Below are 22,553 nucleotides of genomic sequence, written 5' to 3' on the forward strand. Positions count from 1 at the left end.
TTTATTAATAGCATTATTTATGGTAACCAGCGAGCAAAGCCTGCCAATTTTGCTCGTTAAATCGAATATTTAAACGTGTTTGTTCTTTTTTAAACGAGCGTAGCAAACGAGCCAAGTTTTCCGTTTTCCAATCATTAGTTTGCGAAATACCGCATTTATCGAAATCAATTAAGAAAAATTGACCGCTTGTCGGTTCAAGCAAAATATTATGGATATTTAAATCCGAATGATGCACTTGATGATCGTGTAATCGACGAATCAATTTACCGATTTGTTGATATTGCGTGTCGGAAAGCGCATTGGTTTGGAGATATTTACTCAAATCTTGTGTGCCTTCGATTTTTTCCAGCATAATGTCCGCTCGATACCAAAAACAGGTTTTTTCCACTTTTAACGCAATCGGTTGAGGGACGGGTAAATGCCATTCGTGCAATTTTTCCAATAAGGAAAATTCTTGAAACGCTCGGGTGTTTTCCAGCCCGTTAAATAGATACTGATCTTTGACGATTTTACCGAATAGCCCGCCGCGATAGTAATGACGAAGTACCGTATTTACGCCCAATTCGGCTTGCGTGTTTAGAAACCAAGTAATGCCTCTGCCTTTGGACGAGCCTAACAAGCGGTCGGAATCGGCAAAATTTTTGCAATTAAGCAACGTTTTTAAGGTTTCTATCTGTGAAAGGGAGACAAGTTTAGGATTAAAGTGATAAAAAATCATACGGATTATTGGGACGAGTTATTATTGAGATAAATTTTAGTGCTATTTTTTTTGATGTCAATTTGTTAAAATTCTCGCCTTGATTTTTAGAGGAACCCCAATGAGCATTATCTCCGCAGAAGCCCAAAAAGTGCGTGAAGCCTTAATTGCGAAAGGCATTGAAACCCCAACCGTTCAACTGACTAAAGACAAAGATTCCCGTCGTGCCGAAATTCAACAGCATATGCGTTCGGTACTGGAATTACTGGGATTGGATTTACAAGACGATAGTTTGGAAGAAACTCCGCACCGCTTGGCGAAGATGTATGTGGATGAAATTTTTAGCGGCTTGGATTATGCGACTTTCCCGAAAATTACCAATATTGAAAATCGTATGAAAGTCAGCGAAATGGTGTTGGTGGACGATATTACCCTGACTTCCACTTGCGAACACCATTTTGTGACGATTGACGGTAAAGTGGCGGTGGCGTATTACCCGAAAAAATGGGTAATCGGCTTATCTAAAATTAATCGCGTGGTGCAATTTTTCGCTCAACGTCCGCAAGTGCAAGAGCGTTTTACCGAACAGATCCTAACCGCATTCCAAACGATTTTAGAAACGGACGATGTCGCGGTTTTTGTTAAAGCAACACATTTCTGCGTGAAATGCCGCGGCGTGAAAGATACGAATAGCTATACGGTAACGTCGGCATTCGGCGGCGTTTTCTTAGAAGACAGAGAAACGCGCAAAGAATTTTTAGGTTTAATCAATAAATAATTGAACGGATAAGCGGTCTGATTTTGGCAAATTTTTGCAAAATTTAACCGCTTATCTTTTTTGATATAGAGCGAAATAATGAAAATTGCATTAGGCATTGAATATGACGGCAGTCGCTATTTCGGCTGGCAGCGTCAAGATGAAGTGGAAAGCGTGCAACAGAAGCTGGAAGAAGCATTGTCGATTGTCGCCAACGCGCCGATAGAGGTTTTTTGTGCCGGACGAACCGATTCCGGCGTACACGGTACGGGGCAAGTGGTGCATTTTGAAACGCAGGCGATACGTCCGTTACAAAGTTGGTGTTTCGGTACCAATGCGAATTTACCGGACGATATTGCGGTAAAATGGGCGGTTGAGGTAAGTGAAGATTTTCACGCCCGTTTTAGTGCCATGGCAAGACGTTATCGTTACATTATTTTTAATAACAAACTGCGTTCGGCAATTTTGCCGAAAGGTGTCTCACATTATCATTATGAACTCGATCATCAGAAAATGCACGAAGCCGGTCAGTTTTTGTTAGGCGAAAATGACTTTAGCTCATTCCGTGCCGCTAAATGTCAATCGCATACCCCTTGGCGTAACGTTCATTATCTGAATGTCAGCCGCTTGGGTAATTATATTGTGGTGGATATTCAAGCGAATGCTTTTGTGCATCATATGGTGCGCAATATTGTCGGAAGCCTAATTGAAGTCGGGCAGGGCAGACAACCGGTCGAATGGATTCAATGGTTATTGGCACAACGAGATCGTACCTTAGCGGCGCCGACCGCAAAAGCGGAAGGTTTATATTTGGTGGATGTGCATTATCCGGAGCGTTTCGGTATCCCTAAAACCGCATTAGGTCCGTTATTTCTGGCGGATAATTAAATTAAAAAAGCCAAACCGAAATTCGATTTGGCTTTATCTTCAATTGTTATTTAATTTTTTAAACGTTTTTTAAAGTACTGTCCGTACGACGCGCTTCATTTTTATGTACTAATTTATTTAATTGCGTTTCGAGTTTGGTTTCGACTTCATTAATTGCTAAATATAAATCTTCGTTATTTGCCTTCGCAAAAAGTTCTCCGACCGGGGTACCGATAGACGCTTCAACTTCATAACTATTCGGCAATTTATGGATCATAAAATGCGGATTGATTAACTGAGTTTGCCATTTTTCGAGTTTCGCTAAGCGTTCTTCAATATGGGTACGAATTGCAGGGGTTACATCCATTTGTTTGCTTGAAATATTGATTGTCATAGCATTTTCCTCTTTGTGAAGGGGTTATTAAGTTGATTTCAAAATATGACTTTTACTCCAAAATATCAAGTCAAAAAATGAAGCAAAATTTAAAAATTTGATCTACTTAACACTTTTTTAGTGTTTTTGATTATAATCTATCCGAAAAATTAGGATGGTAAAAAATGACTGAGAATAAAAACATTCCGCCGTTTGAGTTACGCTTCTTGCACCCGAAATATTGGGGGCTTTGGCTGGGGCTGGGGTTATTTAAATTAATTTTGTGCTTACCTTATCCGGTCTTGGTCGTATTAGGTAAGGGGGTGGGTAAACTGTTTGCCAAACTCGGTTTCGGTAAACGTAGAATGCGTATTGCACGCCGGAATTTAGAACTCTGCTTTCCGGATTATTCCGCCGAACGGATTCAAGCTATTTTAGCCAAAAATATCGAATCAGTCGGTATGGCGATTATTGAAACCGGTATGGCGTGGTTTTGGTCGGATAAGCGTATTCTTAAATGGTCGAAAATCGAAGGGCTGGAACATCTTAAAAATCAGCCACAAGGAGCGGGGATTTTATTAGTCGGTGTGCATTTTCTCACGTTAGAAATGGGCGCACGCATTGTAGGGCTTCATCACCAAGGTGTGGGTGTTTATCGACCGAATGATAATCCTTTATTAGATTGGATTCAGTTTCGCGGCAGAGTACGCTCAAATAAGGCGATGCTCGATCGTAAAGACTTACGCGGTATGATTCGTGCTTTAAAAGCGGGCGAGACGATTTGGTATGCGCCGGATCATGATTACGGACGTAAAAATAGCGTATTCGTGCCGTTTTTTGCCGTAAATGAAGCTTGTACTACGGCGGGGACGCGAATGTTATTACGTTCCGCACCGAATACGGTGGTCGTGCCGTTCAGTCCGATTCGAAATGACGATTTTTCCGGATATACGGTAAAAGTCAGTCCGGCGGTTGATTTTAGTGAATGTAGTGATGAATTGGATACTGCAACCAAAATGAATAAAGTCGTTGAAACTGAAATTCTGAAAGAAGTCAGCCAATATATGTGGTTACATCGCCGGTTTAAAACACGCCCGCAAGAATCGGACAAGAGTTTATACGATTAAAATAAACCCGACATGAATTAATAGTGTCGGGTTTATTTTTTCTTTCCGTATTTTCTTTAATTTTTTAGTTGTTATTCGCAAAAAATACTTGCATATTTAAAGCGAATTTTGCAATCTAACAAAATATTGTACATAACAAGAAAATACAGGAGATGATTATGGCAACCCCACTATTTCACGGCAGTATTGTTGCGCTTGTCACGCCGATGACACACGGTGAAGTAAATTACGAAGAGTTAAAAAGATTGGTTGAACACCATGTTCAAGCCGGTACGCACGGTATCGTATCGGTCGGTACGACGGGTGAATCCACCACATTAAGTATTGATGAGAACGTGAAGGTAATCAAGAAAACCGTGGAGTTTGCAGACGGTCGTATTCCGATTATTGCCGGTACGGGTTCAAATGCAACCAGTGAAGCGATTATTTTAACCAAATTACTTACCAATAGCGGTGTTGCCGGCTGTTTAAGTGTGGTGCCTTATTATAATAAACCGACTCAAGAAGGGATGTATTTACACTATAAAGCAATCGCCGAAAGTACCGACTTACCGCAAATTTTATATAACGTACCGAGCCGTACCGGTAGCGATTTAAAACCGGAAACTATCGGTCGTTTAGCTGAAATTCCGAATATTGTCGGTGTAAAAGAAGCGACGGGCGATTTAACTCGTTTGCCTCTAATCAAAAAATTAGCCGGAGAAGATTTTATTTTCTTAAGCGGTGACGATGCGACGGGTCTAGAATCTATGAAACTCGGAGGTCAAGGTGTGATTTCCGTTACGAATAACGTTGCGGCAGCCGATATGGCGAAAATGTGCGAGCTTGCGTTAGCCGGTAAATTCGATGAAGCGGAAGCGATTAACCAACGTTTAATGGCGTTACACCACGATTTATTTATCGAAGCGAATCCGATTCCGGTAAAATGGGCGGCGTATAAATTAGGTTTAATCAGCGAGCCGAACTTACGTTTACCATTAACCACGTTATCTGAAGCGGCTCAACCTACCGTATTAGCCGCATTACAAAAAGCCGGTTTAATTTAACCGCTTGTTAGCACGATAAAGAAAGAAACCCCGTGATATAACGGGGTTTTTTGTTAGATAAGCGGTTAAATTTACCGAAAAATTTGTAACGATTTGTTTAGAACAGCTCAACGACTTTGGCAAATACCATAATAACACCGTAAGCAAGCGGTACGGTAACGATAATCCAACGTAACCACACCATACAGCCGCCGTGTGCGACTTCTTCGGCAACGAGGTAAGTATCCGAAATGACCGTTTCATCACTTGGTTCCGCACTGTGCGCCGCGTCTTTCAACGGTAATTCGTGATGTTTTTCATGTACCGCTTTCACACTTAAATTACAGATAAGTCCGATAATCAATAATGCCGCCATAATATACATCGTAATACTGTAAGCCTGTGCCGCCGGTACGCCGTTATCGATTTGCATTTGGCGAATATAGTTTACTAGAACAGGGCCGATGACTGCGGCAGTGGACCAAGCAAGTAATACGCGTCCGTGAATAGCTCCGACTTGATAACTACCGAATAAATCGCGAAGATAAGCAGGGATTGCTGCGAAACCGCCGCCGTACATGGAAATAATCACACAGAAGCCGATTACAAACAGTGCTTTGTTGCCGCTTTCGCCTAATGACGGAATAATAAAGTAAAGCACAGAACCGAGTAAGAAGAAAATAGAGTATAAATTTTTACGTCCGATTTTGTCCGAAATACTCGACCAGAAGAAACGTCCGCCCATATTAAACAGACTGAGTAAGCCTACAAATCCGGCTGCCGCTAGGGTACCGATTGCCGCTTGCTTACCGACGGAAACTTCCGAGAATAATTCTTGAATCATTACCGACGCCTGACCGAGAACCCCGATACCGGCGGTAACATTTAGACATAAAATCCAGAACAGTAGCCAGAACTGTGGTGTTTTCATCGCTTTATTCACACCGACATTATGCGAGCTTACCAATTTATTCTTAGGTTTACTTTCCACAAAACCTTTCGGTTTCCATTCCGGATGCGGTAGGCGAATAGTGAAGACGCCGAACATCATAAAGATGAAATAGAAAATACCTAATACGATAAAGGTTTCGACAATCCCTACCGATGTCGGGCTACTGAAGAAGTTCATTAACGCCACGGAAATTGGAGAAGCGAGCATTGCACCGCCGCCGAACCCCATAATGGCTAAACCGGTCGCCATCCCCGGTTTATCCGGGAACCATTTCATTAAGGTTGAAACCGGTCCGATATAACCTAGACCTAAGCCGATACCGCCGAGTACGCCGTTGCCTAAATATAACAGCCATAAATTATGGGTATGTACGCCGAATGCCGCAACAAGAAAACCTAAGCTAAAGCAAATGGTTGCGACGAACATCGCTTTACGAGGACCGACACGTTCCATCCATGTACCGAATAATGCGGCGGAAGCTCCTAATACGGCAAGTGCGATACTAAATACCCAACCGACGGTGGTCAGTTTCCAGTCGCCCGCTACGGATTGAGTGATACCGATAACTTTAGTGAGCGGTGCATTGAAAACCGAGTAAGCGTAGATTTGTCCGATAGATAAATGTACGGCAAGGGCGGCGGGAGGAATTAACCAACGATTAAATTGCAAAGGCGCAATGGTTTTTTCACGATCTAAGAATGACATGGATGCTCCATTTAGAGATTATTAACAATAATTTAACGTAATTATAACAGCAAAAATCATTTGCGCAAACGTTTGCGTAAGAGAGTATTCAGTAAAAAAAGCCTCTTTTTTCAAAAGAGGCTTAATTGCGGAATAAATTGAAAATCAGACCGCTTGTAAATGAACTTGATAGGCTTGCAAGGTATTTTGCATTAACATCGCTACCGTCATCGGACCGACACCGCCCGGTACCGGCGTGATGAAGCTCGCTTTAGCTTCCGCAGCGGAGTATTCCACGTCACCGATTAATTTGCCTTCCACTCGGTTAATGCCGACATCAATCACAATCGCACCCGGTTTAATCCATTCACCTTTTACAAAGTTAGGTTTACCGACTCCGGCAACCACAATATCCGCTTGCGAAACGTGATAAGCCAAATCTTTAGTGCGGCTATGTGTGACGGTAACGGTACAACCGGCAAGCAGTAGTTCCATTGCCATCGGACGACCGACAATATTTGAAGCGCCGACAACAACGGCATGTAATCCGGCGAGATTCACGCCGGTACTTTCCAGTAATTTCATTACGCCGTATGGGGTGCAAGAGCGCAAAGTCGGGATTTTTTGGCATAAACGTCCGACATTGTAAGGATGGAAACCGTCCACATCTTTATGCGGCACAATCGCTTCGGTAACTTTAGTCGCATCGATCTGTTTTGGAAGCGGTAATTGCACTAAAATACCGTCCACCGAATCGTCATGGTTTAATTGTTCGATAATCGCAAGTAATTCGGCTTCACCGGTTTCGGCAGGCAGATCGTACGATTTTGATTCGATACCGATTTCGGCACAGCTTTTTCGTTTACTATTCACATACACCTGAGAGGCGGGATCCATTCCCACTAAAATCACCGCTAATCCCGGTTTACGTTTACCTTGTGCGGTATAGGCTTGAATTTGTTCGGCGATATTCGCTTTAGCTTGCTTTGCCACTGCCGTGCCTGAAATAATGTGTGCCGTCATTGTATCTCCCTTGATTCGATTAGATTGCAAACGTTTGCTATTTTGTCAGAAAACGGTTGATTTGCAAGTAGGTAAGTTAAAGATCGCTATGTATAAATACGATTAAAGTTCAAACAGTTAAACGATAATACTTAAAAAAGAGATTGACGAAATTTAAGATAAGTCTATAATAAATCTCACTTTTCGTCGGCGAGTAGCGCAGCTTGGTAGCGCAACTGGTTTGGGACCAGTGGGTCGTAGGTTCAAATCCTATCTCGCCGACCACTTTACTCTTTCATAAATATTTCTTCCTTATATATTTATCCCATTGCGCCCTTAGCTCAGCTGGATAGAGCAACGCCCTTCTAAGGCGTGGGTCAAAGGTTCGAATCCTTTAGGGCGTGCCATTACTTTTCTATATATTTCAATCAGTTATACTTAAGTCTCATAAATTATTTTGCTACATAAAACGTGCTTTGTAACCTATTTGTACCGGTATATTTTATGCGTTGCATAAATGTGAAAAGCATCCGTATTGATATACGGCATTTTGCGTTGAGAAATTTAATGTTTTTAGATAAAAATAAGCGGTCAAATTTGACCGCTTATTAGTAAAGGATTATTCGACTTGGAATAAGAACGGATTTAGGCCGCTGCGCGCAAAGCCTTTCTGTTCCATTTCCGCATCTAAGAATAGCGTGCCTAAATCGTCCGCAACCGGTTCCACGTGCGGATCTTTTTCTTGATAAAGCACTTTCAAATAACTTTCACAATCGCCGCAACTTTCGGCTTTTACTGGCGCATCTACACTATCAATACTCCAATAATCCAATTTTCCGCTTTGATCGCAAACGGAGCATTGCGAACGCACCATATTCCATTCGCTTTCGCATAGAGAACAGTGTAAATAGCGTAAGCCTTGCGTATCGCCAAAATGTACCACACTTACGATAGGCGCAGAGTCACAAACCGGACAAGTATGACGTTCGCCGACTTCCGTTTGCGTATTACGCGGTAGCTGTTGGGCTAATTGCGTCCAATAAAGCGATAACGCCGCCCATAAGAATACCGCTTTATCCGCACCGACAGCTTCATAACGTTCATTAAGTAAATCGTCGGCTAACGCTTCCAGTTCGGAAGTGGATGATTTCTCTAATAACTCAATCGTTGCCAACATCGTGTCGTTAGCATAGGGTTTAAATTTCTCAGTTAATAACAAAAGCAATTCGCGCCATTCGCTTGAACGCTTAAAGGTTTTGGTATTCAGCGGTTTTTGTCCGTTTGATTCTTCAATGCAAGCGGTTAATTTTTCCGTATAATTTGCAATGGGATGATTTTCCAATAAATCTAACTGTACTTCGGAAAGATTCGCCGCAAATTCCAAGTAATCGCCGAACGGATTATTTTCAGCCAATTGGCGTAATCGTTTGGCGCGACGAAAATATAGGTTCTTCGGATTAGCGAATAATAAAGGCGGATTTTGAAACGAGCTTGCAGCTTGTTTAATTTCGTTTTCGGGTAAAATTCGGATACTCATATTATGTTCTCTCGTTAAATCTTGCTAAATTCCCTTAGTCAAAAGAAATTTAGCAAGTATTTAAAAATAAAGTGCGGTAAGTTTACCGCACTTGTATCTTTAAAAAGAATTAGTTATTTCTGTTCGCTTGTTTTTCAAGCTCGGGTAATACTTCTTCTTTAAGCCATTTCGGATGGTGTTTTTTCGCCCAACGAACGGTTACCCAACCTTCAACCATACCGCGGATAGAACCTTTCACCCAGAATGCCATATACATATGTACCAAAATACCGGTAAACAATGCGAAGGCACTAGCAGAGTGAAGCAAGATCGCAATACGTAAAGTTTGAATTGAGAAGTTATCGGAGAAATATTTTCTCCACATGATAATGCCCGTAATTAAAAGGGTGAACATTGCCAAAATCAAGGTCCAGAACAACATTTTCTGACCGAGATTATATTTACCGTTATAAGCAACGGCGTGTTCGTTACCTTTTAATACTTCAACAATCCCTTTTGCCCAGCGAATATCGTTTTTCTCCGGGATATTATGATGCCAGTAAATGATCGCCATAATAATAAAGGCGATAAACATCACAATACCGGTAAACGGATGGATCGCTCGTGCAAGTTGCGGCGTACCTAAGATCTCGGTTAGCCATGCGAAATCCGGGAAGAAAAACGCCACACCGGTAAACATGGTTAAGAAGAACGAGATAACCAAGAACCAGTGGCTGACACGGGCAAGCGGTTTATGACGAACGATTTTGGTATCATTCGTAATTTCAAATTTCTTACTCATGTTTTTCTCCTTCCTCATGGTGATCTTCAACATCTTCTTCAATGTTCGGACCAACAGTTACATAGTGTGCAACTTCAGCAAGTGCCAAGCCGCCCATTGCGATAGCCGCAACCGGTTTCAAGACGTCTTTCCAAAGTGTAACTGTCGGGTCGATACCCGGATCTTTCGGTAAACCGGAATATAATTCAGGTTTATCCGCATGGTGCAATACATACATTACGTGCGTACCGCCCACACCTTCCGGGTTATAAATACCGGCATTTTCGTAGCCGCGACTTTTCAGATCCGCAACACGTTGTTCACCGTAGTGAAGCATTTCTTCTTTAGAACCGAAACGAATCGCACCTGTCGGACAGGTTTTCACACATGCCGGTTCTTGACCTACGTTCACACGATCCACGCAAAGGGTACATTTGTACACACGGTTATCGTTGTCATTCATACGAGGAATGTTGAACGGACAACCCGCAATACAGTAACCGCAACCGATACATTTATCGGATTGGAAGTCCACGATACCGTTAGCATATTGAATGATTGCACCCGGTGCCGGACATGCTTTTAAGCAGCCCGGTTCCGCACAGTGCATACAACCGTCTTTGCGAATTAACCATTCCAAGCGGTCGTTTTCTTCCACTTCGTTGAACTTCATCACCGTCCATTGTTCGGCATTTAAATCACGAGGGTTATCGTAAACCCCTACGCATTCTTCTTGCGGCGCACGGAGATCATTCCATTCCGAACAAGCCACTTGACAGGCTTTACAACCGATACAAGTCGAAACATCGATAAGTTTTGCAACTTCAATCACATTATCACGCGCCTGTGGCGGTGGCGTGACGAAGGAAGTTGCTGAGATTTTAATAATGTTTTGGTCTTGAACTGCTGACATTATGCCACCTCCGAAACTTTCTCAATGTTCACAAGGAATGTTTTATATTCAGGCGTTAAAGTATTACCGTCACCTACACGACCTGTAAGTTTATTAGCAAGATGACCTTTATTACCTACCGATTTAAATCCGCCGTGAATCGGAATACCGACCGTATGGATTTCTTTACCGTCCGCCATAAGCGGTTTAATACGTTTTGTTACTACCGCTTTGGTTTTAATATAACCGCGTTTTGAAGTAATTTTTACCGTATCGCCATGGCTGATACCTTTCAGTGCGGCAAGTTGTTCGCTGATTTCCACAAACGGCTCAGGCTGCGCAATCATATTTAGTTGCGAATGCTTAGTCCACCAGTGGAAATGCTCGGTTAAACGATATGTCGTTCCTACGAATGGGAACTCGTCCGCCGTACCGAAGCGATCTTTATCTCTCGGTAAAATACGCGCAACCGGGTTTGAAACCACGTTCGGATGTAACGGGTTCGTGCCAATCGGCGTTTCAATCGGTTCATAGTGTTCCGGGAACGGTCCTTCAGCCAATTGCGGTGCAAATAAATGCGATACACCGTCGTTTGTCATGATAAACGGCATTACAGGGCTATTTGGTGCCGCAGTACCGAAGTCCGCTACATCAATATAGTTCCAGTTCTTACCATTCCATTTTAGTAACTGACGTTTAGGGTTCCACGGTTTACCCGTTAAGTCCGCCGAAGCTCGGTTATATACGATACGACGGTTGAGCGGCCATGCAAACGACCAACCTAACGTATTACCTAAACCTGAAGGGTCGGAATTATCACGGTTTGCCATTTGGTTACCTTTTGGCGTCCACTGACCGGTATAGATCCAGCAAACGGAAGAGGTTGAACCGTCAGCACGAAGTAATGCGAAACTTGAAAGTAAATCACCTTTTTTCGCTACTAAGTTACCGTTGGTATCGTACAGATCTTCTAATGCGTAACCGTTATTTTCTTTCGCAATTTCATCCGCTTTCGGCTCGAGCGGATTTGCATAATCCCAGCTCATCGCTTCAAAGCTTTCTAAGCCTTTACCGCCTTCTTTGTGATACATTTCCATCATCACTTCACGGATTTCTGCAAGAATGTCTACGTCCGGTTTTGCTTCTTTCGGTGGTTCCGATGCTTTCCAGTGCCATTGTAACCAACGACCTGAGTTTGCAATCGAACCGTCTTCTTCCGCAAAACAAATACTCGGCAAACGGAATACTTCGGTTTGAATTTCCGCCGGATTCACATCATTCAATTCACCATGGTTTTTCCAGAATTCCGACGTATCGGTCGCTAACGGATCCATAATGACTAAGAATTTTAATTTACGTAACGCACTTGAAATTTTGTTCGAGTCAGGGTAAGACGCTAACGGGTTATAACCTTGGCAGAGATAACCTGTGACTTTACCTTGATCCATCAAGTCAATAAAACGGAAATGATCTAAACGGTATTTCAACTGTTTCGGTAAATAGTGATAACCGAATTCATTGTCTTTAGTCGCTTTATCGCCATAGAACGATTTCAACATACTCACCATAAATTTCGGTGTGTTTTGCCAGTAGTTTACCTGACCTTCCACCGCTGTTTTCGGTGTAATACGGTTTAAGAACGATTCAAGCGTCGTATCCGATTCCGTCGGTAATGGAATATAACCCGGTAACATATGAGGGAATAAGCCCATATCTGTCGTACCTTGTACGTTCGAGTGACCGCGTAATGCGTTTACGCCGCCGCCTGCCATACCGATATTACCTAATAGCAATTGGATAATTGCCATCGTACGAATATTCTGTGAACCGACAGTATGTTGTGTCCAACCTAACGCATATAAGAATGTTGTCGTTCTTTCCGGCGTAGCCGTTGATGCGATAGTTTGCGCAAATTCTAAGAATTTGTCTTGTTTAGTACCACAAATACGCTCCACCATTTCCGGTGTATAACGTTCAACGTGTTTTTTCAATAAATTGATAACGCAACGCGGATCTTGTAACGTCATATCACGTTTCGGCTGACCGTTTTCATCAAGCTGATAAGTCCAAGTCGATTTATCGTAGCTACGTTTTACTTCGTCGTAACCGGTAAATAAACCGTCTTCAAAACCAAAACCTTCGTTGATTAAGAAACTTGCGTTAGTGTAATGTTTAACGTATTCGTGTTGAATTTTATCGTTATCGAGTAGGTATTTAATTACGCCTGATAAGAACGTAATATCCGTACCGGAACGAATCGGAGAATAGAAATCCGCAACGGATGCCGTACGGTTAAAACGTGGATCAACCACCATTAACTTCGCACCGTTTTGTTTTTTCGCTTCGATTGCCCAGCGGAAACCGACAGGGTGAGCTTCAGCGGCATTACCGCCCATTACTACCACTACGTCCGCATTTTTGATATCCACCCAGTGGTTTGTCATGGCACCGCGACCAAATGTTGGAGCAAGACTTGCTACCGTTGGTCCGTGTCAGGTACTCGCTACTTGGTCAATAACAACTAAACCGAGTGCTCGCGCCCATTTCTGAGAGATAAGAGAGGTTTCGTTACTTGTTGCAGAACCGCAAAGTAAACCGGTAGTAGTCCAACGATTGACGACTGTACCTTCTTCATTGACATCTTGCCAGTTCGCATCACGGTCTTCTTTCATTAATTTTGCAATACGATGAATCGCGTCGTGCCAAGAAATTCGTTCCCATTTATCCGAACCCGGCGCGCGGTATTCAGGATATTGTAAACGATTCGGACTGTTTACATAGTCTAATACGCCTGCGCCTTTAGGACAAAGTGCGCCGCGACTTACCGGATGGTCAGGATCGCCTTCCACATGGAAAAGTTTTCCTCTTGAATTCATTGAACCGTCGCCGAGGCTATACATCAACATACCACAGCCGACAGAACAGTATGTACAGGTTTGGCGAGTTTCTTTTGCACGCAAAAGTTTATATTCGCGCGGGGCTGCCAATGCGGTTGCCGGGGCAAAGCCCAACATCGCCGCAGAAGTACCCGCCATACCACCTGCACAGACCTTAAAGAACTTACGTCTTGAGATCTGCATAATCACTCCTAAAAATAGAACATTAACCACAAATTAATGTAAATAACCAACACTTTAACTGCATCGCAATACATTTAAAGTAAAGGCTATTATTTACCTTTAAAGATAATAAGCCATACCTCATCGTAAGTAAAAACAGCATTATTTACACTGGATTTGATATAACTTAAATATTCGGTGTAATAGTATCAGAATCAGAAAATTTTATAAGGCTTTTTTCAATTTTTTAACAATTTTTCCCTAGTAAATACAAGAAAAAATCGCAAAAATGTTAAAAAAATGTTAATTAATGAGAATGATTTTTATTGTGCGAAAAATAAAGTGAGTATAGACTGTAATAAAACCTATATATTTCTATTCATAAAAAAATTGTAAAATAAATAATATGGTATTAGCGTATTAAAGATAGGATAAGTGATGAATATAATCACACAAACACAAGCGGTTAAATTACAGCAATTTGTTACGACCGAATTTCAAGAAAACCTTATTTGTGAAGTACCGGTGGCATTAGTATATAACGGGATTTCTCATGCGGTAATGATGACGACTCCACAAGATTTGGAAGATTTTGCATTAGGTTTTTCATTGGCGGAAGGTATTTTAACCGATAAACAAGAGCTATACGGCTTGGATGTGATTGAGCAATGCAACGGCATTGAAGTACAAATGGAGATCGCTACTCGCCAATTTGTGGCATTGAAAGAAAAGCGCCGTTCGATGACCGGCAGAACTGGCTGTGGAATTTGCGGGGTAGAGCAGTTGGAACAAGTCAGTCAAAGTTGCAAATTTTTGCAAAAAAACGACCGCTTGCAAGCGGTAAATCCGCAAATATTCGATGCTTGTTTACAGCAACTCGAGCAAGCGCAATGGTTGGCTCAACAAACCGGTGCAAGCCATGCGGCGGCATTTTTTTCTCCGCAGGGGGCATTGCTTGCAATTCGAGAAGACGTCGGCAGACACGTAGCGTTGGATAAATTGATCGGTTGGTATGCGAAAGCGGGTAAACCGCTCGGTTTTGTGTTTGTGACCAGCCGCGCCAGTTTTGAGATGGTGCAAAAATGTTTGGCGGTCGGAATTGAAATGTTATGTGCAATTTCCGCAACAACCGCACTAGCGGTAGAAATTGCACAGGCGCATGATTTTACCTTGAGCGCTTTTACTCGCAAAGGAAAAGCGACTGTGTATTCCGGAGAGAAACGTTTATTCTTGGAGAATGCATAATATGGAAATCGCTTTCTTATTAGCAGAGAAAATCGCTCAATTAACCATCATTGTGTTGCTTGGTTATTTGTTGGTGAAGCTGAAATTGCTGACTTCGGAACAAAGCTATCCGATTTCGGTTATCGGGCTGTATATTATTAGCCCATCTATGTTGATTACTGCTTTTCAAATCGAATATTCGGAAGCCATTCTACACGGTTTATATCTGTCTTTCGGTATGGCGATTCTGTTAAGCGGTTTGCTGATTTTAATCGGCAAAATATTAAAACCGATTTTCAAATTAAGTAATTTGGAACACGCCACCGCTATTTATTCCAATTCTGGAAATTTGATTATTCCTCTGGTCGCTTCGCTATTTGGCAATGAATGGGTGATTTATGCCACCGGTTTTATGGTGGTACAGAATTTCTTGTTTTGGTCGCATTTACGGATGTTATTGTGCGGTAAGGGCGAAGTGTCGTTTAAGAAGATCGTTACCAATATCAATATTCTTGCGATTGTGATCGGTATGTTGTTGTTCCTGTTACAAATAAAATTGCCGAATGTGATTGGCGGTACTTTGGCTTGGCTCGGCGATATGATCGGACCGATGGCGATGTTAGTGGCGGGAATGTTGATTGCATCGATTCCGGTTAAAGAGATTATGGCGGATAAGCGTATTTATCTGGTTTCGTTTCTTCGTTTGATTTTTATCCCGCTGATTTTATTAGTGATTGTGAAAACGTTCGACTTTGGCAGTTGGGTGGCGGAAAACGGCGCGACTATTGCGATGATTAGCTTTTTAGCAACTACCAGTCCTTCGGCGGCAACCGTTACCCAAATGGCGGTGGTGTATAAGCAAGATGCAAGAAAAGCCAGTGCGATTTACGGCGTAACCACCTTGCTTTGTGTATTCACGATGCCGTTGATTATTGCCTTATATCAGTGGCTTTAAGGCAAAAGCAAGCGGTTTGTTTTGTGAAATATTTTGCAAATACTTTTCTAAAACAGACCGCTTGTTTACGGCTTTTCAGTTGTTACTGACCTAAGCTGCCGGCGCCGAACATAATGGCGAATAGTGCCATTTGCAATTCCGATTCCGAAACCTCTCTGCCGTTTAAAATCACTTTGCCGTTTTCAATGCTCAGTGCGGTTTTAATATTCTCGGCATCAACGGTTGCCAAAGCTGATTGTTGTGCGGAGTTCGTCAATTCTTGTACCAGCAGTTTTGCATTCTCTTCCGGCGTGCCGACGTAATCTTCCGCTGAAACGGATAGCCATTGGGTTGCAAATTCTTCACTTGCCGCAAGATTTAAATTGAGGTTTAAATGGGACGGCTTAAAGATTTTCAACATCTCTTGAATAGAACCCGCTTGTGACATTTGGGCGATATCAAATTTATCCAAATCCAAGTTAAGGTTGAAGGTGTTTTTACCTTTAGCGTTTTCAAGCGAAAGCTCACTGATTTTTAATTTCGGTGCTTGGCTTACCAATGCCATTACGACCGATTGAATCTGTTGTTCTACTTCCGGCGATTCATTCTCCAATTTATCCGACAGTAACATTAATTCATTAAACGATTTGGCATCAATATCCATTGCGATATCCGCTTGGAATTTACCTAAATCCGCAGTTTTGTTACTTTCGGTCCAATCCGTTTTAATCGAAAAATTACCGCTGCTTAGCATACGATCGTCGGCTATTTTACTGGTACCTTTAGAGGTAAACTCATTGAGGTTTACAATCCGATTTTTATCGTTAGCAAAGGCAAGTTTTTTAAATGAAATTTGGTAATCGCCGATGCCTTTTAATTCGGGATATTTCGTATCTTTAATATAGTCGGCATCATAATTTAAATCGGTAATTTCAATTTTCTCGTCATTTTCCTGACTTTTGATTTTAATAAAATCCGCATTGAGTTTCTGTTTACCGAAACCGGTATAGTCGCCTTCAAAATGAATTTTTGAGGTTTCGACGGTTTCGGATTTGACCGGATTCAACGTCGCGTTACCGGCGACTTCGCCGGCGTAATTTACATTCGTGGTCGCAACCAAAATTTCATGATTGGCAAAATAGGTTTTGATATGCTCATCAACGGCGGAAAGACGAGATTCGCCGCTTAATAACATTGGCATTAGATTACCTTTTAATAAGCGGTTTAGCGGGATAGGACCGTGATAAACTTTATCGTTGCCTTTAAACGTAAAGGTTTTTTCTCCGTCTTTAATATTCACGTTATATTGAACGTCGGAACTAAAAACGCCTTTAGCGAGTTTCACCTCACTAATCTCGGCGTTTACGCCGTAAAGATTTAAACCTTTTAAGCTGTCGTTAAGTTGCTCAAGTAAGGCAGGATAACGTTGTTCGATTTGATTACCGGTGTACCATGCACCGCCGGTCGTCACAGCGGCTAATACCGCAATCGCGGACAATGCCATTGTTGATTTTTTCATTATAGAATCCTTAAAGAAAGCGCGGAACGATAGCTAGATTCTAATAAAAAACCGGACGATTGTAAAAGTCCGGTTTTTTAGTCAAGTATCTTATTGTTCGGCTTGTCGGATTAGCCATTCGCAAGGTTCGAAACGTTTACCGTATTGTTTAGTGTGTAAGCGTAATTGCCGTACGATTTCTTTTGCACCGATTTTTTCGATATAGGCATAGATACCGCCTCGAAACTCCGGAAAGCCCATTGCGAGAACGGAAGCGACATTACCTTCGTCGGTCGAGGCGATAATCTTATCCTGTAAACACCAAGCCGCTTCGTTGAGCATACGTAACAGGCAACGGCGGACAATCTGTTCGGATTCCAAATCGTTACGGGCAATGGTTTCCATCACGTGATAAATGCTTTTATCTTCCTGTAAACGTTCTCCGAAGCGATCATACATATAGAAACCGCGTTTGTTTTTACAGCCTTTACGTTCATTTCGGAACAATAAATCAACCGCTTGAGGCAAACTGAAACGGCTGCCTAATTCGCTGACTAAAGCCGAGTTCGATTTGACCAATACATCCAGCCCCATTTCGTCGATCATGGCAAGCGGGCCTAATTTAAAACCGAATTCTTGTAACGAACGATCGATAAATTCAATCGATTCGCCGTCAATTAAACATTGTACCGCTTCAAGCAGTAACGGCGTTAAAACTCGATTAATAAAAAAGCCCTGCTTATCGGCAACCAACAACGGGATTTTGCCTTGTTGAATGGCAAAATGAATCGCCGTCGCAATCGTATGTTCGCCGGTTGCGCTATGCGGTATGATTTCCACCATTTTTTGCGTGGTAACCGGGCTGAAATAATGTAGCCCGATTACGTTTTCCGGACGAATCGCACAAGCCGCAATATCTTTAATCGCAAAGGTTGAAGTATTCGTTGCAAAAATGGTCTGTTCACTATAGTAGCTTTCACTTTCGGCTAACATCCGTTGTTTAAGTTTGAGATCTTCATACACCGCTTCAATCACAAAATCGGTTGATTTTGCCGCCACTAATCGCTCTCCGCCGGTAATCAGATTCATACGTTGGATCATTTCACCGTGATTAAGCTGATTTTTATCCGTTGCTTTTTGCATTAATTCAAAGCAGGTACGTAAGGCTTTACGAATTTCCGACGGATGAATATCTTTTATGCGAACCGGTACTTTAGCATTGTTGGCGGTTAAATAAGCAATACCGGTGCCCATATAGCCCGAACCTAAAATACTGACTTGAGCGATATCACGTACATTACCTCGAATACGATATTTATCCTTCATTGCCCGTTCGGTTTTCTTTAATTCGATTAATACTCGTGAGGTTGCGCTATTAAACAATTCGACAAAGGCTTGTTGTTCGAGCATTAACCCTTGTTTAAAGTGCGGCTCTTTGAGTAGTTCCATCAGTTTGGCAACCGCAGGGTAATTGCCGAACGTTTTAAGCCAAATCGCATTTTCCGTACGATCAAGCAATTTTTCGCGTAAGAACGGATTACCTTCGATTTGCTTACGCCATTTTTTAAAGAAAGTAAGTGGTTTTTTATGATTGGCTTTTTGAATTTTCTTCTCTAGTAAGAGTTGATAAGCATCGGTTAAAAGACGAGTTTTAGGCACCAATCGATCAACCAAACCCAATCCTTTGGCGGTTTCGGCAGTTATTTTTTCGCCGAATAACATTAACGGTAGCGCGGAACGTAAACCGATTAAACGCGGTAAACGTTGCGTACCGCCGGCAAAAGGTAATAAGCCGGAACGGACTTGCGGCATCGCAAAGAAAGTATGCGATTCATCACTGGCGATACGGTAATCGCAAGCTAAGGAAAGTTCCAGACCGACACTAAAGCAATTCCCGTCGATAGCGGCGACAATCGGCATTTTCAGTGTATTTAACTCTCGCATAATCGCTTGCGCATCTTGGGAAAAAGCAAGTAATTGCTCATTTGTCTTGTTTTTGAAAAGGCTCGGTTTTAAGCCCTGAATAAAATGATTTGCCCGTGTCGAAATAAAAATCGCACCTTGTACCTGACGATAAATCAGCGTACCGATAACTTCTCTTAATTCGCCGGCAAAATTTTCGGGAAGCCAGTTTTCATCATTATCAATAGAGTGAATGCGAATGATGGCAATCCGATTTTCATCTACTTCGACTTGAAACATCGGTTGCTGAATGGGTTGTTCTGTCATGGATTGTCCTTATTCGCTTTCTAATACCATTGCCGCCCCTAAGCCGCCTAAACCGCCGGAGGCGACTAATGAAATACCGCCGCCTTTACGTTTTAGCGCATAGAGTGACTGAATCACGGTACGCAAACTGGTTACCGCACGAGGATTGCCGAAAGCGATGGAGCCGCCTAAATGATTAAGTTTATCCATATCGATTTTACCTAAACAAGCGGTTCGATTTAGCTGTTTTTTTGCAAAGTCGTCCGATTCGAAAAAGCGAATGTTCGCTAATATTTGGCTGGCGGACGATTCGTGGATATCAATGTAATCCATATCGGACAAACTTAATTCGGCGCGATCCAACGCTTGCGCGGTGGCGATGGTTGCACCGGCGAACATATCTTGCCAAATATCGTTCCCGGTAATCGCATAACTGCGAATATAGCCTAACGGCATTAAACCGAGTGCTTTAGCTCTCGACTCGTTCATTAACAGCACGGCGGCGGCTCCGTCCATCGGTTGAGGCATATTGGCTTCGGTGACGGTGGCATATTCTTTATTGACAATCGGCGAGAAACGTTGGTAATAGCTTGCTCGAGTTGCCGCGGAAATTAATGTATCCGAAACGACAAAATCTTTATAAGGGCGAGGAAAAGACGGCATCACTTCTTCTTTTAATAAACCGATTTTCCAAGCATCGGACGCTCTTTGATTGGACAATCGGGCATATTCGTCTTGTTCCGCTCGGCTGATATTGTGATCCTGCGCCATTTGTTCGGAAACTTCCGCTACCGACATTTGCGTGGTGAAATCACGTAAATTTACCCCGTGCGGTTTCAGATCGCGCCAAGAAAAGCGGCGAAAACGGCGGTATTTTTCATCGAGCGTTTCCGCGCTAAAAATGGATTTTAATTTATAGATCACTCGAGGACTGATACTTAACGGCGCATTTGAAATCGAGTCGGCACCGCCGGCAATACCGGCATTAATCGAACCGCTGACAATGCTGCCGGCGACATTGGCAATCGCTTGCAAGCCGGATAAACAGGAGCTACTGATACTGTAAGATTGCAGTTTTGGCATATTCAGTGCCAAGGCGATTTCTCGTGCCGGATTCGGAATATCGGGTTGTTGAATTACTTGCCCGAATACCAGTTGTTCGATTTCGTGATGTTCAATCGCCGTGCGGCTAAGTAATTCGTTGGTTACCATCGTACCAAGACTGGTCGCATAAGCATCTTTAAAGCCCGTGTCTTTACGCGCAAACGGTGTTCTCAGTCCGGATACAATTGCAACACGCTCGCCTTTGGTTGTCAGTAACTGCTGATTCGGCATGATTTGTCCTTAATCGAGTGGAAAGTCGGAATTGGAAAATAACATTGTAGCATTGTTAGTTTGAAAATAGATTAAGCATAAGAAAAGAACTACGCACGAATGCTAAAGTTATGCAGAGTGAAATGATATACGACAAGCGATGATATTTTCACAATATTTTGCAAAACCTCGGGAAAATATCACCGCTTGTTACGCAAGACAGAGAATAGTTATTCGCTTTTCTCTTTGTATTCGCATAAATCTTCAATAATACAAGAACCGCAACGAGGCTTGCGAGCAATGCAGGTGTAACGGCCGTGTAAAATTAGCCAATGATGTACGTCCACTTTGAATTCGGCGGGGACGACTTTAAGTAATTTTTCTTCCACTTTGACTACGTCTTTACCGGGAGCGAATCCGGTACGGTTGGATACGCGAAAAATATGCGTATCGACCGCAATGGTCGGATGACCGAAGGCGGTATTGAGTACGACGTTTGCGGTTTTACGCCCGACACCCGCAAGCGCTTCCAAGGCTTCACGATTTTCCGGCACTTCGCCGTTATGTTTTTCAATTAAATCACGGCAGGTTTTGATGATGTTTTCCGCTTTACTGTTAAAAAGCCCGATAGTTTTAATATATTCCTTCAAACCGTCCACGCCTAAATCTAAAATGGCTTGCGGCGTGTTAGCGACCGGAAACAATTTATCGGTCGCTTTATTTACCCCTTTATCGGTTGCTTGGGCGGAAAGAATAACCGCAATCAGTAATTCAAACGGATTACTGTAATTCAGCTCCGTGGTCGGATGCGGATTTTCATTGCGTAAACGGGTTAAAATTTCAATTCGTTTTGCTTGATTCATTTATATTCCTAGAAAAGATAAGAATCCTTGTTCGTATAACATTTTGATTACCATAAGAAATGACATGGTAACTAACATCGGACGTACCAGTTTTTTACCTTTGGTTACCACCATTCTCGCCCCTAAAGTGCCGCCGATAAATTGACCAATCATCATAATAAAACCGATTTTCCATAAAATCGCACCGCCCAACATAAAAAAGATGAGTGAGGCAAAATTAGAGGTAAAGTTCAGTACTTTGGCATGAGCGACCGCTTTCGGTAAATTAAAGCCGAGTAATAAGATAAAGGCTAAGGTAAAAAACGAACCGGTTGCCGGTCCGAACATACCGTCATAAAAACCGATACCGGCGGCGGCACTAAAGGCAAATAACGGAAAACTGATACGTTGTTTTCTGTCTTCATCGCCGACCGTCGGGCTAAATAGAAAATAAACGCCGATAATTAACACTAAAAAAGGTAATAACATTTTAAGTGAATTGACATCGATCATTTGCACGAAGATTGTACCGCAAGCCGCACCGATAAAGGTCAATAGAATCAATAGGGAAATTTGTCTGAGATTAACCGCTTTTTGGCGCACAAAATAAAGCGAAGCGGAAAACGAGCCGCCGCAGGCTTGTAATTTATTGGTACCGAGCGCCATAGTCGGCGGTATGCCGGCGGAAAGCAGAGCGGGAATCGTGAGTAACCCGCCGCCGGCTATCGCATCAATAAAGCCGGCGATCGTTGCTATCGTGAATAACATCGCTAAAACATCAAACGAAAGTTCCATAAATAT

At 42.5% G+C, this 22,553-nt stretch carries 19 protein-coding genes and 2 tRNA genes; 8 read left to right on the forward strand and 13 right to left on the reverse strand.

Features of this window, described 5'->3' with window-relative positions; translation table 11 throughout:
- Positions 1-13 precede the first annotated feature (13 nt).
- Positions 14-718: a 3-deoxy-D-manno-octulosonic acid kinase gene (locus DY200_RS01825; protein WP_115586694.1), complete on the reverse strand. Its 705-nt coding sequence runs from the start codon at positions 716-718 to the stop codon at positions 14-16.
- Positions 719-818: 100 nt separating this feature from the next.
- Between DY200_RS01825 and folE the strand changes: the two genes are divergently transcribed.
- Positions 819-1,475, forward strand: coding sequence for a GTP cyclohydrolase I FolE (gene folE, locus DY200_RS01830; RefSeq protein ID WP_005601234.1), 657 nt, complete (start codon positions 819-821; stop codon positions 1,473-1,475).
- Between the two features lie 78 nt (positions 1,476-1,553).
- The gene (truA, locus tag DY200_RS01835) at positions 1,554-2,342 is read left to right on the forward strand and encodes a tRNA pseudouridine(38-40) synthase TruA (RefSeq protein ID WP_115586695.1); all 789 of its coding nucleotides are present in this window, start codon (positions 1,554-1,556) and stop codon (positions 2,340-2,342) included.
- 58 nt (positions 2,343-2,400) lie between these two features.
- On the opposite strand, the gene hpf is transcribed toward truA, so the two are convergent.
- Positions 2,401-2,715 (reverse strand): ribosome hibernation-promoting factor, HPF/YfiA family, encoded by a 315-nt coding sequence (gene hpf, locus DY200_RS01840; protein WP_005597433.1) that lies wholly within the window; start codon positions 2,713-2,715, stop codon positions 2,401-2,403.
- 164 nt (positions 2,716-2,879) lie between these two features.
- Between hpf and DY200_RS01845 the strand changes: the two genes are divergently transcribed.
- Entirely contained in the window at positions 2,880-3,821 is a 942-nt protein-coding gene (locus tag DY200_RS01845) for a Kdo(2)-lipid IV(A) acyltransferase (protein WP_115586696.1), read from the forward strand.
- Positions 3,822-3,973: 152 nt separating this feature from the next.
- The gene (gene dapA, locus DY200_RS01850; protein ID WP_005597428.1) at positions 3,974-4,867 is read left to right on the forward strand and encodes a 4-hydroxy-tetrahydrodipicolinate synthase; all 894 of its coding nucleotides are present in this window, start codon (positions 3,974-3,976) and stop codon (positions 4,865-4,867) included.
- A gap of 97 nt (positions 4,868-4,964) precedes the next feature.
- Here dapA and DY200_RS01855 read toward each other — a convergent pair whose 3' ends face one another.
- Complete coding sequence (locus tag DY200_RS01855; RefSeq protein WP_115586697.1) at positions 4,965-6,503, reverse strand: L-lactate MFS transporter; 1,539 nt, start codon at positions 6,501-6,503, stop codon at positions 4,965-4,967.
- 144 nt (positions 6,504-6,647) lie between these two features.
- Positions 6,648-7,505, reverse strand: a complete 858-nt coding sequence (gene folD, locus DY200_RS01860) for a bifunctional methylenetetrahydrofolate dehydrogenase/methenyltetrahydrofolate cyclohydrolase FolD (protein ID WP_115586698.1) — start codon at positions 7,503-7,505, stop codon at positions 6,648-6,650.
- A 187-nt stretch (positions 7,506-7,692) separates the two neighbouring features.
- Between folD and DY200_RS01865 the strand changes: the two genes are divergently transcribed.
- Both DY200_RS01865 and DY200_RS01870 read left to right on the forward strand, forming a co-directional pair.
- Positions 7,693-7,769, forward strand: a tRNA-Pro gene (locus DY200_RS01865).
- Between the two features lie 45 nt (positions 7,770-7,814).
- A tRNA-Arg gene (locus DY200_RS01870) sits at positions 7,815-7,891 on the forward strand.
- 212 nt (positions 7,892-8,103) lie between these two features.
- On the opposite strand, the gene fdhE is transcribed toward DY200_RS01870, so the two are convergent.
- The 4 genes from fdhE to fdnG all read right to left on the reverse strand — a co-directional run bounded on the left by fdhE (position 8,104) and on the right by fdnG (position 13,753).
- The gene (fdhE, locus tag DY200_RS01875) at positions 8,104-9,021 is read right to left on the reverse strand and encodes a formate dehydrogenase accessory protein FdhE (RefSeq protein ID WP_115586699.1); all 918 of its coding nucleotides are present in this window, start codon (positions 9,019-9,021) and stop codon (positions 8,104-8,106) included.
- 109 nt (positions 9,022-9,130) lie between these two features.
- Positions 9,131-9,802, reverse strand: coding sequence for a formate dehydrogenase subunit gamma (locus DY200_RS01880; protein WP_005604570.1), 672 nt, complete (start codon positions 9,800-9,802; stop codon positions 9,131-9,133).
- Positions 9,795-10,694 carry a formate dehydrogenase subunit beta gene (gene fdxH / locus DY200_RS01885; protein ID WP_115586700.1) on the reverse strand — a complete coding sequence of 300 codons (900 nt, stop codon included), beginning with the start codon at positions 10,692-10,694 and terminating at the stop codon, positions 9,795-9,797. Before fdxH ends, DY200_RS01880 begins: the two co-directional genes overlap by 8 nt.
- Positions 10,694-13,753 carry a formate dehydrogenase-N subunit alpha gene (fdnG, locus tag DY200_RS01890; RefSeq protein WP_115586701.1) on the reverse strand — a complete coding sequence of 1,020 codons (3,060 nt, stop codon included), beginning with the start codon at positions 13,751-13,753 and terminating at the stop codon, positions 10,694-10,696. The genes fdxH and fdnG overlap by 1 nt, the downstream gene beginning before the upstream one ends.
- A 417-nt stretch (positions 13,754-14,170) precedes the next feature.
- Here fdnG and fdhD point away from each other — a divergent pair, with 417 nt between their 5' ends.
- Both fdhD and DY200_RS01900 read left to right on the forward strand, forming a co-directional pair.
- On the forward strand, positions 14,171-14,977 hold the full coding sequence (gene fdhD, locus DY200_RS01895) for a formate dehydrogenase accessory sulfurtransferase FdhD (RefSeq protein WP_115586702.1): 807 nt from the start codon (positions 14,171-14,173) through the stop codon (positions 14,975-14,977).
- A 1-nt stretch (position 14,978) separates the two neighbouring features.
- Positions 14,979-15,911: an AEC family transporter gene (locus DY200_RS01900; RefSeq protein ID WP_115586703.1), complete on the forward strand. Its 933-nt coding sequence runs from the start codon at positions 14,979-14,981 to the stop codon at positions 15,909-15,911.
- 82 nt (positions 15,912-15,993) lie between these two features.
- On the opposite strand, the gene DY200_RS01905 is transcribed toward DY200_RS01900, so the two are convergent.
- From DY200_RS01905 to DY200_RS01925, 5 genes are all read right to left on the reverse strand, one after another.
- Positions 15,994-17,409: a YdgA family protein gene (locus tag DY200_RS01905; protein ID WP_115586704.1), complete on the reverse strand. Its 1,416-nt coding sequence runs from the start codon at positions 17,407-17,409 to the stop codon at positions 15,994-15,996.
- Positions 17,410-17,499: 90 nt separating this feature from the next.
- Positions 17,500-19,617 (reverse strand): 3-hydroxyacyl-CoA dehydrogenase NAD-binding domain-containing protein, encoded by a 2,118-nt coding sequence (locus tag DY200_RS01910; protein WP_115586705.1) that lies wholly within the window; start codon positions 19,615-19,617, stop codon positions 17,500-17,502.
- A 9-nt stretch (positions 19,618-19,626) separates the two neighbouring features.
- Entirely contained in the window at positions 19,627-20,931 is a 1,305-nt protein-coding gene (locus DY200_RS01915; RefSeq protein ID WP_115586706.1) for an acetyl-CoA C-acyltransferase, read from the reverse strand.
- Positions 20,932-21,140: 209 nt separating this feature from the next.
- Positions 21,141-21,773 (reverse strand): endonuclease III, encoded by a 633-nt coding sequence (gene nth / locus DY200_RS01920; RefSeq protein ID WP_005597404.1) that lies wholly within the window; start codon positions 21,771-21,773, stop codon positions 21,141-21,143.
- Positions 21,774-22,547 (reverse strand): TSUP family transporter, encoded by a 774-nt coding sequence (locus DY200_RS01925; RefSeq protein ID WP_115586707.1) that lies wholly within the window; start codon positions 22,545-22,547, stop codon positions 21,774-21,776.
- Positions 22,548-22,553: the final 6 nt, after the last annotated feature.

Origin of the sequence: Actinobacillus lignieresii (assembly GCF_900444945.1) — a bacterium.
GTDB classification, from domain to species: Bacteria; Pseudomonadota; Gammaproteobacteria; order Enterobacterales; family Pasteurellaceae; genus Actinobacillus; species Actinobacillus lignieresii.

Bases quoted from the DNA above. Each gene is read 5' to 3' on its own strand.
- DY200_RS01900 (WP_115586703.1), top strand. From the start codon at position 14,979: ATGGAAATCGCTTTCTTATTAGCAGAGAAAATCGCTCAATTAACCATC.
- DY200_RS01905 (WP_115586704.1), bottom strand. From the start codon at position 17,409: ATGAAAAAATCAACAATGGCATTGTCCGCGATTGCGGTATTAGCCGCT.
- DY200_RS01880 (WP_005604570.1), bottom strand. From the start codon at position 9,802: ATGAGTAAGAAATTTGAAATTACGAATGATACCAAAATCGTTCGTCAT.
- folD (WP_115586698.1), bottom strand. From the start codon at position 7,505: ATGACGGCACACATTATTTCAGGCACGGCAGTGGCAAAGCAAGCTAAA.
- DY200_RS01845 (WP_115586696.1), top strand. From the start codon at position 2,880: ATGACTGAGAATAAAAACATTCCGCCGTTTGAGTTACGCTTCTTGCAC.
- truA (WP_115586695.1), top strand. From the start codon at position 1,554: ATGAAAATTGCATTAGGCATTGAATATGACGGCAGTCGCTATTTCGGC.
- folE (WP_005601234.1), top strand. From the start codon at position 819: ATGAGCATTATCTCCGCAGAAGCCCAAAAAGTGCGTGAAGCCTTAATT.
- nth (WP_005597404.1), bottom strand. From the start codon at position 21,773: ATGAATCAAGCAAAACGAATTGAAATTTTAACCCGTTTACGCAATGAA.
- DY200_RS01915 (WP_115586706.1), bottom strand. From the start codon at position 20,931: ATGCCGAATCAGCAGTTACTGACAACCAAAGGCGAGCGTGTTGCAATT.
- fdhD (WP_115586702.1), top strand. From the start codon at position 14,171: ATGAATATAATCACACAAACACAAGCGGTTAAATTACAGCAATTTGTT.
- DY200_RS01855 (WP_115586697.1), bottom strand. From the start codon at position 6,503: ATGTCATTCTTAGATCGTGAAAAAACCATTGCGCCTTTGCAATTTAAT.
- fdhE (WP_115586699.1), bottom strand. From the start codon at position 9,021: ATGAGTATCCGAATTTTACCCGAAAACGAAATTAAACAAGCTGCAAGC.
- DY200_RS01910 (WP_115586705.1), bottom strand. From the start codon at position 19,617: ATGACAGAACAACCCATTCAGCAACCGATGTTTCAAGTCGAAGTAGAT.
- hpf (WP_005597433.1), bottom strand. From the start codon at position 2,715: ATGACAATCAATATTTCAAGCAAACAAATGGATGTAACCCCTGCAATT.
- DY200_RS01925 (WP_115586707.1), bottom strand. From the start codon at position 22,547: ATGGAACTTTCGTTTGATGTTTTAGCGATGTTATTCACGATAGCAACG.
- DY200_RS01825 (WP_115586694.1), bottom strand. From the start codon at position 718: ATGATTTTTTATCACTTTAATCCTAAACTTGTCTCCCTTTCACAGATA.
- dapA (WP_005597428.1), top strand. From the start codon at position 3,974: ATGATTATGGCAACCCCACTATTTCACGGCAGTATTGTTGCGCTTGTC.
- fdxH (WP_115586700.1), bottom strand. From the start codon at position 10,694: ATGTCAGCAGTTCAAGACCAAAACATTATTAAAATCTCAGCAACTTCC.